Source organism: Streptomyces sp. UC4497 (genome assembly GCF_054871485.1).
Genome location: NZ_JBTYHB010000030.1, coordinates 93,958 through 109,913, shown reverse-complemented (window position 1 = coordinate 109,913; position 15,956 = coordinate 93,958). Strand labels below are relative to the sequence as shown.

Here is a 15,956-nt window from a genome sequence, read left to right as displayed (position 1 = left end):
GCCCCCGCGCAACAACCCGCCGAACCCCGACCCCGCCCACCCGCACCCACACCTCGCAGGGCCCCGCGTCAGTCCCCGAACCTCGGATGCACCAACGTCGACGGCGCACGCCCCACCCCCGCCCGCACCACCCGCGCCCCCGCCGGAGGCCCCGGTCGGGTCCAGCCCGCCAGGACGAACCCCACACCCCCGTCCCCGCGATACGCCACCGCCCGCAACCCCGCGGAGCGAACCGTCGACGCCGCCGTCCCCAGCGGCTCCGCCCCACCCCTCACCCGCGCCACCACTCGCCCCCGGTCCGTGAGAACCCGCCCCACCAACCCGTAGAACTCCTGCGAGTACAGCTTCGTGCTCGCCGTGCTGCCGGGGTCGGGCAGATCGCACACCACCACGTCGTACGGCAGCCCCCGCGGAGCGCTCCGCAGCCACGCGAACACGTCCCCCGTCACCACCCGCACCCGCGGATCCTTGAACGCCCGCCCGTTCAGCTCGCTCAGCCCCGGATCGGTCCGTGCCAGGTGCACCACCGCCGGTTCGGGGTCGACCACGTCCACGCGCCGCACCCCGCGGGCCCGCAGCACCTCCCGCGCGGCGAGGCCGTCGCCCCCGCCGAGGACCAGGACCCGCACGCGCGGACCACCGTGCAGCGCGGGGCCGACGAACTGCCGGTAGGGGCGGCCCCGTTCGCGCCCGTCGGCCCGCAGCTGCCCGTCGAGAAAGAGCGACGTGGGGCGCCGCCCACCGCCCGTGAGCACGACTTCCTGCGCCCCGGTCTGCACCGCGACCCGCACATCCGCCCCGAACAGGGCGTGCCGCGCCGCCCGCTCGAAGTCGTCGACGAGGACCCAGGACGTGGCGAGCACGCCGAGCACCGTGACGTTCGCGACGATCAGCAGCCAGCGGGCCCGCCGGCTCAGATCCCGCCGGAACAGGCCGAGGACGAGCACCGTCCCCGCCACCGCGTTGACCGCCCCGGTGAGCAGCGCCCCGGTCAACTGCCCCAGCAGGGGGAGCAGAAGGAAAGGGAACGCAAGGCCGCCCACCAGCGCACCCACGTAGTCCGCCGCGAACAGGTCGGCCACGGCCCCGCCCGCGTCCTGCCGCCGGATCCGCTGGATCAGCACCATGAGGAGCGGCACTTCCGCCCCGATCAGCACCCCGATGGCCAGCGAGAACCCGACGAGCAGCCAGCGCGGCCCGTCCGCCCACGCCCCGCCCCAGTCGCCGGTCCACGCGAACACCGCGTACAGCGCCATGGCACTGCAACCGCCGACGAGCGCGAGCAGCGCCTCGATCATCCCGAAGCCGACCGCGGCACGCAGCCGCAGCCGCTTGGCGGCGAGCGAACCGAGGCCCATCGCGAAGACCATGACGGAGAGCACGACGGAGGCCTGGGTGACCGAGTCGCCCATCAAGTACGAGGCGAGCGCGACCAGTTCGAGCTCGTAGACCAGTCCGCAGGCCGCGCAGACGAAGACTCCCGCGAGGACGAGGAGGCGCCCGGTGCCCGGCTTCACCGGGAGCGGGGACCGGACCGGGCCGCCCAGGGACCTGGGGTCTCGGGTCGTCACGGGTGGGTGCGGTTCGATCACGCCTGGAACGCTACGTCACGGTTTGACTCCGTCCAGTCACCCACACGTGTGGTACCGATGCACCACAGGCATACCCGCACCGCCGCTCACGCCGCTACAGCGCGACGGCCACCGGCATCCGCGCCCCCACCCGCGTACGAGTGGCGACCAACTGGCCGTCCTGCGGGTAGGCGTGCCAGGTGCGCCACTGCACCTGACCCTCGTACCGCTGGGCGAGCATCGCGGTGAAGGCGTGCGGGCTGCCGGGAAAGACGCCCGCCAGTCCGTTCGGATGGTCGGCGACGAGCGCGAGCAATTCCTGCGCCCGGCCCGCGAATTGGCCCGCCGTCAAATGTTCGACGCGGGCCGCGAATTCGTACTCCCAGTCGCCGAGACGCTTCGCGACGCCCAGCGGGAGCGGCGTACTGCTGCCGGGGATGCACGCCACGGTCTCCGAACAGCTGCCGCGCTCCTCCTCGAGCAGCACCTGGTGAGAGGCGCCGAGCAGCCTCAACTGAAGCCTGGCCCCGTCGATGTCGAGGTCGAGCGTGGCGAGCGCGGGCAAGGGCTCCCGGCCGAGGGCCCAGGCCAGATCGGCCGCACTCGTATCGGTATAGGCGGTGTTCAGGGTCGTGAGCATGGGTCGGCTCCGCTAGCACGCAAAGGGAGGTGGGGCCGGCTGGATCAAAGGGACCGGCTCGTGCCCACGAGAACGCGATAACTACGTAGTACGAGGGCTGTGTTGACGGTTAAAGGGAATCATGGTGGGCGACGCCGTCACAGCATTTTTACCCAACTTCGGAGGGTTTCCATCCCCCCGAGGGCAGCACAGCTCAACTGTTCAACTTCCACGAGCACCTTTCGCGCCCGGCGCACAACCTCCGAGTGCACAACCGGACAAGCGTGCGGCCCACGCGGACCGACTGCCCCGTGTCAGTCGCCTCCGCGCGGGCCGCACGCCCGGACAACGGTGTGTCAGCTTCCGCCGCCCCCGCATCCACCACCGCCACCGCACGACGAGCCGCCTCCGCCACAGGAGGAGCCCCCGCCGCACGAATGGCCGTGATGTCCGCCGCCGGAGTCACCGGACGAGGAACACCCGTAGCCGACGCCACCGCTCGTGGCACCACCACCGGCCCACCAGCTGCTCCTGCCGGCACGGTTCTTCTTCAACGATGTACGGGACGAGCGGCCACTGCCGCCCGCCCTGGCCGTCCCGAGCACGATGGCCACCACCAGCACCACGAAGACCACGATGACGAAAACCTCCATCACCGGCCCTCCTCTCTCTTCCCCCGTATCCCCCGAGGGGCCGCCCCGTGCGGGCGTGACAGGGAAATGCCCCTGCCCGGAGCACGCCAAGCAGGAGTTGAGGAAGTCCAGAGGTTCGGCGCAGGATGACCGGCATGACCTCCAGCGCACGCCCCCTGCTCAACCGCCGCCTCGCCGAGTTCGGAACGACGATCTTCGCCGAGATGTCCGCGCTCGCCGTGCGGACCGGCGCCATCAACCTCGGCCAGGGCTTCCCCGACACCGACGGCCCCGAGCAGGTGCGCGAGGCCGCCGTACGGGCGCTGCGCGCGGGACACGGCAACCAGTACCCGCCGGGCCCCGGCATCCCCGAGCTGCGCACCGCGATCGCCGCCCACCAGCAGCGCCGCTACGGCATGGAGTTCGACCCCGACCGCGAGGTCCTGGTCACGGCGGGCGCGACCGAGGCCATCGCCGCCTCCCTCCTCGCCCTCGTCGAACCCGGCGACGAGGTCATCGCCTTCGAGCCCTACTACGACTCGTACGCGGCGAGCATCGCCCTCGCGGGCGGCACCCGCGTCCCGGTGACACTCCGCCCCCACGAGGGCTCCTTCCGCCTCGACCTCGACGAGCTGCGCGACGCGATCACCCCTCGCACCCGCCTCCTCCTCATCAACACCCCGCACAACCCCACCGGCACCGTCCTCAGCCGCGCCGAACTGACCGCCATCGCCGAACTCGCCGTCGAACGCGACCTCCTGGTCGTCACCGACGAGGTCTACGAACACCTCACCTACGGCGACGCCGAACACATCCCGCTCGCCACGCTCCCCGGCATGCGCGAGCGCACGGTCACCATCGGCTCCGCGGGCAAGACGTTCTCGTTCACCGGCTGGAAGGTCGGCTGGGTCACCTCGACACCCGAGCTCGTCACGGCGGTCCGCTCCGCGAAGCAGTTCCTGACGTACGTCTCCGCGGGCCCCTTCCAGTACGCCGTCGCCGAGGCCCTCGCCCTCCCCGACAGCTACTTCACCGACTTCCGCGCCACGATGACGGCCAAGCGCGAACTCCTCGCCACGGGCCTCGAAGACGCGGGCTTCACCGTCTTCCGCCCCCAGGGCACCTACTTCATCACCACCGACATCCGCCCCCTCGGCTTCGAAGACGGCTTCGAATTCTGCCGCGCCCTCCCCGAACGCTGCGGCGTCGTCGCCGTCCCCAACGCCGTCTTCTACGACGACCGCACCGCGGGAGCCCCCTTCGTCCGCTTCGCCTTCTGCAAGCAGGACGAGGTCCTGAGCGAGGCGGCGGCGCGGCTCGCCAAGGTGCGTACGCGGTAGGGCGGTTCACGGCGGCCCATTGAAGAAGGCCCGTAAAGAAGGCCCGCTGAAGAAGGCCCGCACGGCAGGCATAGATGTCCCGTGCTCCGCGCGTCCTTGTGGGCGTCAGAGAACGGGAGGGCCAATGGACCCGCAGGATCAGCTCAGATTCCGGGACTTCGTCGACGCCAGGTGGGGCACCCTGCTCCGCCTGGCGAACCTGCTCACCGGCGGCGACCGGCACGAGGCCGAAGACCTCGTACAGACCGCGCTGCTCAAGACGCTGGGGCGCTGGCGGCACATCGACGACCCCGAGGGTTACGTCCGCAAGGTGATGTACCGGCACCAGGTCAGCCGCTGGCGGCTGCGCCGGCCGCACCGCGAGCCGACGTTCGACGCCTCGCGCACGGTGTGGCGCGAAGAGGGGACGGCCGACGGCACCGCCGACGCCGACCTGCGGATCACCATGGCCGGCGCGCTGGCCCGGCTCACCCCGCGCCAGCGCACCATGCTCGTCCTGCGCTACTTCGAGGACCTGTCCGAGACCGAGGTCGCGGCCGCCCTGGGCTGCTCGGTCGGCACCGTACGCAGCACCACCCACCGCTCCCTGGCCCGGCTGCGCGCGCTCGCGCCGGAACTCGATGCCCGGCACCCCGTCGCGGCCACCGATCCCGACCGCCCCGCGAACGGCACCGCGCCGAAGGGAGCCCACGCATGAACGCCGACCAGCTCGACCACACTCTCCGGGACACCCTGCACGCCTGGTCCCCCGAACCCGCCGCCGCGCCCACCGACCTCGCCGACCGCCTCGTACGCCGCCGCCGACGCCGCACCACATTCCGCGTCACCGGCGCCGCCCTCGGCCTCACCGCCATCGCCTTCGGCACGGTCCTCGTCACCGGCACCGGGAGCGAGGCCCCGGCACCGGCCACCCACGTCAGCCGCGAGGGCAAACTGCGCTGGCAGACCACGCTCCCCGGCAAAACCACGTGGGACGCCTGCATGAACGGCTCCGGAGCCGTGTACTGCCGGGGCGCCGGGTACGACGGCCTCGGCGTCGACACCCGTACCGGAAAGGTCGTCTGGCAGCGCCCGTCCGCGAACGACGACGGCAGCGGCACCCCCGCGGGATCGATGGCCGGGGTCCGCGACGGAATCCTCTACACCTACGCCGACCACGCGCCCCGCACCTCGAACCCCGGCACCGACGTCGTCGCCGTCGACCTCGACAGCCGCAAGGTGCTCTGGAAGCACAAGCTGGCCGACGACAGCCGCGACGAGGACTCCGCCGTGCTCTTCGACGGCGGCGTCCTCGCCAACACCCCGACGTTCAAGAGCGCGGCGGCCCTCGACCCCAGGACCGGCCGCACCCTGTGGACTCACAAGTGGAAGCAGGCCGACTGCACCGCCGCCGCGATCGGCGGCGTCCCGCACCTGATGTGCTCGCCCGACAGCGAGAAGGCGCCGCAGCGCAGCACCGTCGTCCGCCTCGACCCGGCGACCGGCCGCCCGCACACGGTCGCGACGCTCAAGGGCATGACGGGCTACATCGGCAGGGACGGGGACACCGTGCTCCTCGCGGCCCCGGTCGGCAAGCAGAAGTTCTTCGGCGACCCCGGCCCCACCGACCTGATCCGCGTCGACACGGGCACAGGGAAGGTGACGAAGCACCGCGCCGACGGACCGCGCGGCGGCGTGATCGCGGACGGCGTCATGCTCACGGTCCGCAAGGACGGCACGGCCCTCGCGTGGTCGGCCGCCGACGGGAAACAACTGTGGGCGAGCGCATCCGGCCTCAGGCTCCGCAAGGACCCCGGCGGCGACATCCACGAACTGGCCTCCGCCGCCGCCGTGAACCTCACCGACCGGGTCGCCTACTTCCTCGACCCGACCGGGAACATGGTGGGCCTCGACCTCGACGACGGCGCGGTGCGCTGGCGCGGCAAGGTGAAGCTGCCCGAGCGGCCGGTGCGGGGCGGCGTCGCCCCCGAGCTGATGACCGAGGGACGCCACGGCCTCATCGGCCAGGTCGACGACGAACTGTTCCGCATCGACCCGAAGCCGGCGCCCACAGCCTCATAGCCACGCCAAGAGCCCGGCCGGTGCACACCGTCATGGTGACGGCCACACCGACCGGGCTCTCACGCGAACTCACTCGGACTCGCTCGGACTCACTGGGAGTCGTCGCCGTCCTCCGGCTTCTCCGCGGAGTCGACCTCGGCTTCAAGGCCGAGCTGCTCCACCAGCCACCGGTCGAACTCGATCGCGGCGCGCACCCAGCTGACCGTCGACGACACGAAGTGCTCGAGCGCGACCCCGGTGCCGATCAGCATCTGCGCCTCACCGATGAGGCGGACGGTGCCGTCGTCGTGGGTGTGGCTGTAGACCTTCGGCCACAGGGTGCGGCGGTTCCAGTCGTCGATCGACTCGAGCAGCTGCGGCTTGATCTCGATGCCGTGCGGCCGGTCGTAGAACGTCCGCACCGAGAAGACCTGCTGGTCACCCTCGCCGCGGAACATGAAGTACGTACGGAACTCCTCCCACGGCGCCGCGAGGTCACCCTCCTCGTCGGTGACGTACTTGAGCTCCATCTGCTCCAGAAGCTGCTTGACCAGGTCCTGGTCGGGAACCACGGGACCGGCCGGTCCCGCGCCCTCCTGCGGCTCGGGCTGTCCCCCGAAATTGGGAATCGAGGACGGGTCGATAGACAAGATTCCTGCTCCTGACACTGTGGTTTCGGCCCATCGTACGGACCGCCCCTTGCGGCCAAGGGTGCCCGGTGCGATGCCTTGGCGATGCCAGCCTTGCATCTTTGGGCCGATTCGGAAATGTGCGCCGGTTACGCGTCCAGCCGCTCCCGGGCGACGCCCCCACCCACCCTCCGGAACGGCCACAGCTCCACGCTCAGCCCCCGCTCCGCCCGGAGGCCCGCGAGGAACTCGCGCGCGCCTGCTTCGGGGTCGTCGGCGGGCCGGTCAGGGGCGCTGCCGCGCTCGGCCGAGGGCAGGAGATGCTCCGGCAGGTGACCGAACAGCTCCTGGTCCTTCCGCTGCCCCCGCACGAAGTACGTGACTCCGGCGTCCCTGAGCAGTTCGGCGCGGCTCGCCCAGTCGCCGAGCCGCTGCCACCGCTGCCCGTAGGTCTCGCCGCAGGCTTCCTCGATCCAGCGCGGCAGGATCACGGGCTCCTTTTCCAGAACCGCCAGGGTTCGCGATGTCTCGTCCAATTTCCGCGTCAGCGCCGTGACGGCGGCCGGATTCTCGGCGGTCGCGACAGCGGCGGCGAGGTTGTCGATCGCCTTCCGCAATTCGGTGATCGTCGCCGATCGGTCGCGCCCCGGCACCAGCGTGCGCTTCATGATGTCCCGGTCGCCCAGACGGTTCAGGAAGTCCTGCTCCACGCGTTCGTGCAACGCCGCCACCTGCCAGGACCCCGGCAGTTCGCATCGCGGACCGTCCGCCGTGGTCCTGCAGTTGTAGTACTCGATGCTGGAGGTGCCGCCGCCCTGCAGCCTGTTGCGCTGCACCCGTACATGTATGGGAGCGCCGCAGAAGCAGCGGACGACGCCTGCCAGCGGAGTCCTCGACTGTCTTCTGGTCGTCACCGCCGCGGACATGACCGCACTGTGTTCGGTCGTGAGTGCACCTTGAAGCGCGGTGAACTCCTCCCTCGTGAGGATCGGGTCGGCCCACCTCACCGCCGCTCCGTCCGCCCCGACGACAGGCCGCGAGCGATGCATCATGACCCCCATGAGCGCGTCGGAGCGGAGCATGTTGCGCAACGGTGTGACGGCCCAGAAGCCGCCCGTCTCGGGCCTGCGTTCGTGCTCCGGGCGCTCGGCATTCTGCACACGACGCTGATGGTCGCGGGCCGTCGGCACACCGCGCTCGTTCCAGTCGCGGACGATGGCGTACACCGTCGACGAGCCGCTGACCAGGCGTTCAAAGGCCTCGCGTACGAGCGGTGCCGTCACCGGGTCCGGGACAAGGCGCTTGCGGCGTTCGCCCTTGAACTCGAAGGCGACCGCGCGATATCCGTACGGCCAGATTCCGCCGTTCCACAGCTTGTTGTCGCGAAAGTAGGCGGTCCGACCGAGCTGCTTCTCCTGCACGACGCGGCGGTACTTGGCCGCCTGCGCCGCCTTGATGCCCGCGACCATCCGGCCGTCCTCGGTGCTGATGTCGAAGGAGGGGTCGTCGAGCACGACGACGCTCTTCCCGTTCTTCAACACCCAGTCGACGAACTGCCACCAGTGCATGTCGTCCCGCGTGATGCGGTCCTGGCTCGTGACCATGAGCGCGTCCCACTCGTCGACGAGGGGTGCGCGCAGCCATTTGCCGAGGCTGGCCCGCTGATCCAGATTGACCGCTCCGGACACCGTCGAGTCGACGACCCTGCCCACTTCTTCGTACGCCCCGGCACACAGGGCCACGCTGAGCTCCTCGTCCTGGCGGAGCAGAGCGGACGACGATTCGGTGTCGCGACTGATGCGTTGGACTGCGAGAACACGGCGCACGGGCGGACTCCCCCTTGAAGTGCAGCGGATCTCGCGACCATGCAGGAATCCACATCAACGCGGAGTCGAACATCACGTCTTGCGCCCGTACGAGTGACGCCGACGGGTGCTGACACGGCTTCGTGCAGCCCCCGCCTCTCAAGTGCGGGGACTGCACGAAGGGCCTTACCGAGTTACAGCGTCTTCCCCGTCGCCGGGCCCACGATCAACCCCTCGCCGAACGCGTCGACGCGGACCGTGTCGCCGTCCTTGACCTCGCCGGAGAGGATCTCTTTGGCGAGGCGGTCGCCGATGGCGGTTTGGATCAGGCGGCGCAGGGGGCGGGCGCCGTAGGCCGGGTCGTTGCCCTCGTCGGCGAGCCAGGCCAGGGCCTCGTCGGAGACGTCCAGGGTGAGGCGGCGGTCGGCGAGGCGCTTCGCGAGGCGGTTCAGCTGGAGGTGGGCGATGCGGGAGAGCTCGTCCTTGTCCAGGGCCGAGAAGACCACCAGGTCGTCGAGGCGGTTGAGGAATTCGGGCTTGAAGGAGGAGCGGACGACTTCGAGGACTTGTTGCTTCTTCTCCTCCGCCGAGGTGAGGGGTTCGACCAGGTACTGGCTGCCCAGGTTCGACGTCAGGACGAGGATCGTGTTGCGGAAGTCGACCGTGTGGCCCTGGCCGTCGGTGAGGCGGCCGTCGTCGAGGACCTGGAGGAGGATGTCGAAGACCTCGGGGTGGGCCTTCTCGACCTCGTCCAGGAGGACGACGGAGTACGGGCGGCGGCGGACCGCCTCCGTGAGCTGGCCGCCCTCCTCGTAGCCGACATAGCCGGGGGGAGCGCCGACCAGGCGGGCGACGCTGTGCTTCTCGCCGTACTCCGACATGTCGATGCGGATCATGGCCCGCTCGTCGTCGAAGAGGAAGTCGGCGAGGGCCTTGGCGAGTTCGGTCTTGCCGACGCCCGTCGGGCCGAGGAAGAGGAAGGAGCCGGTGGGGCGGTCGGGGTCGGCGATGCCGGCGCGGGTGCGGCGGACCGCGTCGGAGACCGCGCGGACCGCTTCGGTCTGGCCGATGAGGCGCTTGCCGAGCTCGTCCTCCATGCGCAGGAGCTTCTGCGTCTCGCCCTCCAGGAGGCGGCCTGCCGGGATGCCGGTCCAGGAGGCGACGACGTCGGCGATGTCGTCGGGGCCGACCTCCTCCTTGACCATGGTGTCCTTGGAGACTTCTTCCTCGGCCTCGGAGGCTTCCTCCAAGTCGCGTTCGAGGGTGGGGATTTCGCCGTAGAGGAGCTTCGATGCCGTGTCGAAGTCGCCGTCGCGCTGCGCCCGTTCGGCCTGGCCGCGGAGTTCGTCGAGCTTCTCCTTCAGTTCACCGACGCGGTTGAGGGACTGCTTCTCCTTCTCCCAGCGTGCGGTGAGTCCGCGCAGCTCCTCCTCCTTGTCGGCGAGGTCGCGGCGGAGCTTGTCGAGGCGGTCGCGGGAGGCCGGGTCGGTCTCCTTGGCGAGGGCCATCTCCTCCATCTTCAACCGGTCGACGGCGCGCTGGAGTTCGTCGATCTCCAGGGGCGAGGAGTCGATCTCCATGCGGAGCCGGGAGGCCGCCTCGTCGACGAGGTCGATGGCCTTGTCGGGGAGGAAGCGGGAGGTGATGTAGCGGTCGGAGAGCGTGGCGGCGGCGACGAGGGCGCTGTCGTTGATCTGGACCTTGTGGTGGGCCTCGTAGCGGCCCTTGAGTCCGCGGAGGATCGCGATGGAGTCCTCCACGGAGGGTTCGGCGACGAGGACCTGCTGGAAGCGGCGTTCCAGGGCCGGGTCCTTCTCGATGCGCTCGCGGTACTCGTCGAGCGTGGTCGCGCCGACCATGCGCAGTTCGCCGCGGGCGAGCATCGGCTTGAGCATGTTGCCCGCGTCCATGGCGGAGTCGCCGCCGGCGCCCGCGCCGACGACGGTGTGCAGCTCGTCGATGAACGTGATGATCTGGCCGTCGCTCTCCTTGATCTCGGAGAGGACGGTCTTGAGGCGCTCCTCGAACTCGCCGCGGTACTTGGCGCCCGCGACCATCGCGCCGAGGTCGAGCGAGACGAGCCGCTTGTCCTTGAGGGACTCCGGTACGTCGCCCTTGATGATGCGCTGGGCGAGGCCTTCGACGACGGCGGTCTTGCCGACGCCGGGTTCGCCGATGAGCACCGGGTTGTTCTTGGTGCGGCGGGACAGCACCTGGACGACGCGGCGGATCTCCTGGTCGCGGCCGATGACCGGGTCGAGCTTGCCCTCGCGGGCCGCCGCCGTGAAGTCCGTACCGAACTTCTCCAGCGCCTTGTAGGACCCTTCGGGGTCGGGTGTGGTCACCCGGCGCCCTCCCCTGCTCTTGGTGAATGCGTCGACCAGCTTCTTGGCACTGGCCCCGTTCTGCGTGAGTACGTCGGCGGCGGCGCCGCCCTTGGCCGCGATGCCGATGAGCAGGTGTTCCGTGGAGAGGTAGTCGTCGCCGAGGTCCTTGGCGCGCTCGGACGCGTCGGCGATGACGGCGAGCAGGTCGCGGTTGGGCTGGGGCGGCGCGACGGTGGATCCCGTGACGCTGGGCAGCGAGGCCAGTGCCCGCTCGGCGCCCGCCCGCACCTGCGCCTGGTCGGCGTCGACCGCGGTGAGGAGGTCGGTGATGTTCTCGTTGTCCTGGCCCTCCAGCAGGGCCAGGAGCAGGTGGGCCGGGGTCAGATCCGGGTGGCCCCCGGACACGGCCCGGCTGCTTGCCGCGTTGATCGCGTCGCGGCTCCGGTTCGTCAGCTCGGCGTCCACGTGCCTGTTCTCCTCCATGTACGGCTGGGTGATCCCTGCGGAAACTCTGACTCGTCCAACGTGTACAAAGTTGAGTCTATTCCACTCAAGGGCGTCCGGGGAAAGGGCCCGGGCCCTCTGGGATAGGTTCCCGTTCATGGCCAAGCGCATCGACCTCGACGCCCCCGGATCCGCCTTTCTCGACTTCTGGCGCGAGCGGCATCTGTGCACCCTGACGACGCTGCGCGCCAATGGCACGCCTCATGTGGTCCCGGTCGGGGTGACGTACGACGCCGAGGCGCAGGTGGCCCGCATCATCACGGGCAAGGCCACCCGGAAGGCCGCCCACGTCGTCGAGGGGTCGGGGTTCGCCGCGGTGTGCCAGGTCGACGGCCGCTGGTGGGCCACGCTGGAGGGGCGGGCGACGGTGCACACGGACCCGGAGCGCGTCGCGGACGCCGAGCGCCGCTATGCCGAGCGCTACTCGCGCGCGCCCCGGCCGAACCCGGACCGGGTGGTCATCGAGATCGCGGTCACCCGGGCCACGGCGAACCTCCCCGCCCCCGAACCCGCGTAGCCCTCAGCCCCGTACCTCCCCGTACACAACTACAGCGGCGCCACCGTGTCAGGTTCACGGTGACGCCGCTGCAGGGGGGAAGCACCTGCGCGATTACAACGACGGGGGCATCGCGTCAGGCACTGCGGGGGGTGGCTGTGGAGCGTGGGTGGGACTGCGAGGGCTCGGGTCCTGCCTCGCCGACCAGTTGATGGTCCCGCTGGTCGAGGTTGACGAAGATCATTCCGTATCGGACGACCGTACGTACCGGCTGTGGGGCCCCGCGCGGACGGCGCAGGCACCGGTAGGCCCTGATGTCGTCGCCCTCGCGGACCACGATGATGGGCTCTCCGAAGAGGGTGACCATGAGGGAGTCACCGTCGCTCGGAATCGCGGTCACGAGGTCGATGGTGTGCCAACCGGAGCGGTAGGCGATCGCCATCTCCCGGCGTAACGACCGGTCGTCGGGTGGGGTGATCATGCGCCTGCGTCCGTTGGCGCGGAGTTCCAGATCGCGTCACCGGGAAGTGCCTGAACGGTCGTGGGCGCCACGTTCCAGATCGCGTCCGCCTGGGCCGCGGGTGCGGTGTTCCAGATGGCGTCCATCGGCCCGATCGCGCCGAGGACCAGCCCGGCGGAGAAAGCGCCGGCAACAACGGCGCGAAGTATTCCCTTACGCATAGCGGGTCTCGTCCTCACTTTCATGGATTCTCTCCCCCGGCTCTCCACGACGATGGCTCATTCGGCCACGCAAACACCACAGGGTCGATGCATCATGTTCCTGCACGTTCAGGACCCTGGGGGGTGGAGCTATGCCCAATACCAGCTCAAATCAGGCACATCCACACGCCATGACCGAGCTGTGCGACGCCGGGAGGCACTTGTACGCGACAGCACTGCGCTCAGGACGCATCGCGCGCAGCGAAATCTCCTCGGCTCCCTGCCTGCTGGACTTCGCTCTCCTGCATCCGGATCCTGATGACTCCGCCTGGCTCCGGCCGGTTCCGCCGACAGCGGCGCTCTCGCAACGACTGCATCCGCTCGAACGCGAGATACAGGAAAGAAGGGCTCTCGCGATCGAACTCACCGATGCCTTCGAGCCATTCCTGGCCATCAGTGCCCAGCGGCAACCGACCACGCACTCCATCACGGTGCTCGAGGGCAAGGAGCGGATCAACGCCGCCATCGAACTGGCCCTCGCCGAGTGCAAGACCGAGATGCTCACCGTCCAGCCCGGAGGGGGCCGTGACGAGCACACTCTCACCAAGGCCCTGCAGATGGGCAGGGAGATCACCGATCGCGGCATCACGATGCGCACGCTCTACCAGCACACTGCGCGGCACAGTCACGGCACCCTCGCCTACGCTGAAGCACTGGCCCAGGGGAACGTCGACATACGCACCCTTGAGGAGCTCATCGAGCGGCTGATCATCTTCGACCGTACGGTCGCGTTCATTCCCGCGCGCGAAGACCGACAGGCCGCCCTGGAGTTGCGCCACCCCGGTCTGGTCGAATACCTGGCCAATGTCTTCGAGCAGCTCTGGCAGCGTGCGGTCCCGCTGCTCGACGAAACCCCCTACGGGCCACCGACCGACGGCATCACGGGCGTCCAGCGCTCCATAGCCAAACTCCTCGTCGAAGGCCACGTCGACGAGGCGATAGCGCGCCGGCTCGGTATGAACGTACGCACCTGCCGCGCCCACATCGCCAAGCTCGCGGCGGCGCTGGGCAGCGGGAGCCGGGCCCAACTCGGCTTTCTCATCGCGCAGTCCGGAATGCTCGACACAGTCACCCCCGCACCGAGCAGAGGGAGCGAGTCGTGACCCTCAGGGCTCATTCGCACGATGTCGGCGAGGTGTGCGAGGCAGGCATGCGGCTCTACACCCGCGCCCTGCGCGAGGGCCGCGTACAGCGCGCGGACTCCGAGCCGGTTCCCTGTCTCGAAGCGCACGCGCTGCTCCGCCCGGACACCGGGGACCCCGGATGGCTGCGCCCTGTTCCTCCCGCGATCGCGCTGCCCCGGCTGTTGCGGGCCGTCGAGGAGAACATCGCCCTGCGCCGCAGCCAGGAGGCGAAGCTGGCCGAGACCTTCGCCCCGCTCATGGCCCTGGACGCCGAGCGGGCGGCCGTCCCGGACGCCCCCATGATCACCGTCCTGCTCGGCTTCCAGCGCATCAACGACGCGATCGGCGAGGCCATGTCCACCTCGTCGACCGAGCTGCTCACCATCCAGCCGGGTGGCCACCGCCCGGCCCCCCTGCTCGCCTCGGCCCTGCCCAAGGAGCAGCAACTGCTGGCCCGTGGCTGCCGGATGCGGACGCTCTACCAGCACACGTCACGCCACTCGCAGGCCGTGCTCGCCCACTTCGAGCAGTTGGCCGGTGACGTCCAGGTCCGCACCCTCGACGAGGTGACCGAGCGCCTCATCATGCTGGACCGCACCGTCGCCTTCATCCCCGCGAACCAGGACCGCACGGTGGCCCTGGAGCTCCGGCACCCGGCGCTGATCGCCTACCTGGCGACCACGTTCGAGCGGCTGTGGCGGCTGGCCACGCCGATGTTCCCGCAGGCGGCGGTCGAGGAGCCGGCCTCGGACGGCGTCACGACGCGCCAGCGCACCATCGCGACGCTGCTCATCGAGGGCCATACGGACGCGGTGATCGCGGAGCGGCTCGGCATGAACGTCCGTACGGTGCGCGTGCACATCGCGAAGCTGGCGGCGACGCTGGGCAGCGACAGCAGGGCCCAACTGGGCTATCTGATCGGCCAGTCGGGCATCCTGGAGGACACGGACTAGCGGGACACTCCGCGGGCTACTTCAGTCCGGCCTCCGCGCACGCCTGTGCGTACTTCGCCGTGCAGATCTGCGAGACCTTGAAGATCTTGTCCTTGACGACGGTGCTCTTGATGTTGTCCTTGGTGAGCGCGACGACGCTGACGCTCGCCGTCCTGATCTGCTTGGTGGTCGGGCTGTCGGTGCGGTCCATCGCCAGCGCCTCGAACTCGATGTCGCGCCCCTGCGAGATCCGCACGGCCATCTCGGCGGCGGTCTGCGCCTCGTCCGGGTACGGCTTGTAGACGCTCATGTACTGCTCGCCGTCCAGGATCCGCTGCACGGCGGCGAGTTCGGCGTCCTGCCCGGTGATCGGCGGCATCTCGCGGACGCCGACCTCCTTCAGGGCCGCGATCACGCCGCCGGCCATCCCGTCGTTGGCGACGTACACGCCCGCGATGTTGTCCACGCCGAGCGCGTCGACCGCCTGCTCCATGTTGGCCTTGGCGTTGGACGGCTTCCAGCCCGCGGTGTCGTACGACTTCGCGACGGTCACGGCGTTGCCGAGTTCCACGCGGGCGGCGGACTTGAACTGCGCGGCGTTGGGGTCGCTGGGCGAGCCGTTGATCATCACGACCTTGTCGCGCTTGGTGGCCTTGGCCCCGCCGAGGGCGGAGACCAGCGCCTTGCCCTGGGTCTGTCCGACGAGCTCGTTGTCGAAGCCGACGTAGGCGTCCACGGGCCCCTCCGCGAGCCGGTCGTACGCGATGACGTGGATGCCCGCGTCCTTCGCCTCGCGCACGGCCGGGGCGATGTTCTTGGCGTCCACGGCGTCGACGACGATCGTGTCGACCTTCGCGGCGATCATCTCCCGCAGCTGCTTGCGCTGGAGGGCCGCGTCCTGCTTCGCATTGGCGTAGACCAGCTCCCCCTTTCCAGCCGTCAGCTTCGCCACCTGACGCTCGAATATGGGGTGGTCGAACTTCTCGTAGCGGGCGGTCTCCTTCTCCGGAAGCAGCAGACCGATCTTGACATCGTTGCCCTTGGTGGCGGACGCGCTGGGTCCACTGTCGCCACCCGGCAGCACGCCACCGCAGGCCGAGAGCGAGACGACCAGGACGGATGCGGCGCCGGCCATGGCGGCGCAACGCATACGCGTGTTCATGTGCGGATACCTCCCTGACGTGGCCGCGACGGTGCGACCGAGGTGGCTCGAAGCC

The 15,956-nt window shown here is 69.9% G+C and carries 15 protein-coding genes; 6 read left to right on the top strand and 9 right to left on the bottom strand.

Going from position 1 to position 15,956, the window contains the following annotated elements:
* Positions 1-68 precede the first annotated feature (68 nt).
* The 3 genes from ACYSUO_RS31730 to ACYSUO_RS31720 form a co-directional block, all read right to left on the bottom strand.
* Positions 69-1,592: a polyamine aminopropyltransferase gene (locus ACYSUO_RS31730; RefSeq protein WP_461779659.1), complete on the bottom strand. Its 1,524-nt coding sequence runs from the start codon at positions 1,590-1,592 to the stop codon at positions 69-71.
* 94 nt (positions 1,593-1,686) lie between these two features.
* Entirely contained in the window at positions 1,687-2,211 is a 525-nt protein-coding gene (locus ACYSUO_RS31725) for a DUF2617 family protein (RefSeq protein ID WP_461779658.1), read from the bottom strand.
* A 335-nt stretch (positions 2,212-2,546) separates the two neighbouring features.
* Positions 2,547-2,843, bottom strand: coding sequence for a hypothetical protein (locus ACYSUO_RS31720; protein WP_461779657.1), 297 nt, complete (start codon positions 2,841-2,843; stop codon positions 2,547-2,549).
* Positions 2,844-2,968: 125 nt separating this feature from the next.
* Here ACYSUO_RS31720 and ACYSUO_RS31715 point away from each other — a divergent pair, with 125 nt between their 5' ends.
* The 3 genes from ACYSUO_RS31715 to ACYSUO_RS31705 all read left to right on the top strand — a co-directional run bounded on the left by ACYSUO_RS31715 (position 2,969) and on the right by ACYSUO_RS31705 (position 6,223).
* On the top strand, positions 2,969-4,162 hold the full coding sequence (locus ACYSUO_RS31715) for a pyridoxal phosphate-dependent aminotransferase (protein WP_461779656.1): 1,194 nt from the start codon (positions 2,969-2,971) through the stop codon (positions 4,160-4,162).
* 124 nt (positions 4,163-4,286) lie between these two features.
* The gene (locus ACYSUO_RS31710; RefSeq protein ID WP_461779655.1) at positions 4,287-4,859 is read left to right on the top strand and encodes a SigE family RNA polymerase sigma factor; all 573 of its coding nucleotides are present in this window, start codon (positions 4,287-4,289) and stop codon (positions 4,857-4,859) included.
* Positions 4,856-6,223: an outer membrane protein assembly factor BamB family protein gene (locus ACYSUO_RS31705; protein ID WP_461779654.1), complete on the top strand. Its 1,368-nt coding sequence runs from the start codon at positions 4,856-4,858 to the stop codon at positions 6,221-6,223. The genes ACYSUO_RS31710 and ACYSUO_RS31705 overlap by 4 nt, the downstream gene beginning before the upstream one ends.
* A gap of 89 nt (positions 6,224-6,312) precedes the next feature.
* Here the strand turns inward: ACYSUO_RS31705 and ACYSUO_RS31700 are convergent, their stop codons facing one another.
* The 3 genes from ACYSUO_RS31700 to clpB all read right to left on the bottom strand — a co-directional run bounded on the left by ACYSUO_RS31700 (position 6,313) and on the right by clpB (position 11,428).
* Positions 6,313-6,852, bottom strand: a complete 540-nt coding sequence (locus ACYSUO_RS31700) for a YbjN domain-containing protein (protein WP_461779653.1) — start codon at positions 6,850-6,852, stop codon at positions 6,313-6,315.
* Between the two features lie 128 nt (positions 6,853-6,980).
* Positions 6,981-8,657: a recombinase family protein gene (locus tag ACYSUO_RS31695; RefSeq protein ID WP_461779652.1), complete on the bottom strand. Its 1,677-nt coding sequence runs from the start codon at positions 8,655-8,657 to the stop codon at positions 6,981-6,983.
* 173 nt (positions 8,658-8,830) lie between these two features.
* On the bottom strand, positions 8,831-11,428 hold the full coding sequence (gene clpB / locus ACYSUO_RS31690; protein WP_461779663.1) for an ATP-dependent chaperone ClpB: 2,598 nt from the start codon (positions 11,426-11,428) through the stop codon (positions 8,831-8,833).
* Positions 11,429-11,564: 136 nt separating this feature from the next.
* Between clpB and ACYSUO_RS31685 the strand changes: the two genes are divergently transcribed.
* A complete protein-coding gene (locus ACYSUO_RS31685) occupies positions 11,565-11,984 on the top strand; it encodes a pyridoxamine 5'-phosphate oxidase family protein (RefSeq protein ID WP_461779651.1) in 420 nt (139 codons plus the stop codon).
* A 115-nt stretch (positions 11,985-12,099) separates the two neighbouring features.
* Here ACYSUO_RS31685 and ACYSUO_RS31680 read toward each other — a convergent pair whose 3' ends face one another.
* Positions 12,100-12,444 carry a hypothetical protein gene (locus ACYSUO_RS31680; RefSeq protein WP_461779650.1) on the bottom strand — a complete coding sequence of 115 codons (345 nt, stop codon included), beginning with the start codon at positions 12,442-12,444 and terminating at the stop codon, positions 12,100-12,102.
* On the bottom strand, positions 12,441-12,644 hold the full coding sequence (locus ACYSUO_RS31675; RefSeq protein WP_461779649.1) for a hypothetical protein: 204 nt from the start codon (positions 12,642-12,644) through the stop codon (positions 12,441-12,443). Before ACYSUO_RS31675 ends, ACYSUO_RS31680 begins: the two co-directional genes overlap by 4 nt.
* Before the next feature lie 131 nt (positions 12,645-12,775).
* Between ACYSUO_RS31675 and ACYSUO_RS31670 the strand changes: the two genes are divergently transcribed.
* Positions 12,776-13,786 (top strand): helix-turn-helix transcriptional regulator, encoded by a 1,011-nt coding sequence (locus tag ACYSUO_RS31670; RefSeq protein ID WP_461779648.1) that lies wholly within the window; start codon positions 12,776-12,778, stop codon positions 13,784-13,786.
* 47 nt (positions 13,787-13,833) lie between these two features.
* Positions 13,834-14,760 (top strand): helix-turn-helix transcriptional regulator, encoded by a 927-nt coding sequence (locus ACYSUO_RS31665; protein ID WP_461779662.1) that lies wholly within the window; start codon positions 13,834-13,836, stop codon positions 14,758-14,760.
* A 16-nt stretch (positions 14,761-14,776) separates the two neighbouring features.
* Here the strand turns inward: ACYSUO_RS31665 and ACYSUO_RS31660 are convergent, their stop codons facing one another.
* A complete protein-coding gene (locus ACYSUO_RS31660; protein ID WP_461779647.1) occupies positions 14,777-15,901 on the bottom strand; it encodes a sugar ABC transporter substrate-binding protein in 1,125 nt (374 codons plus the stop codon).
* Between the last annotated feature and the right edge of the window lie 55 nt (positions 15,902-15,956).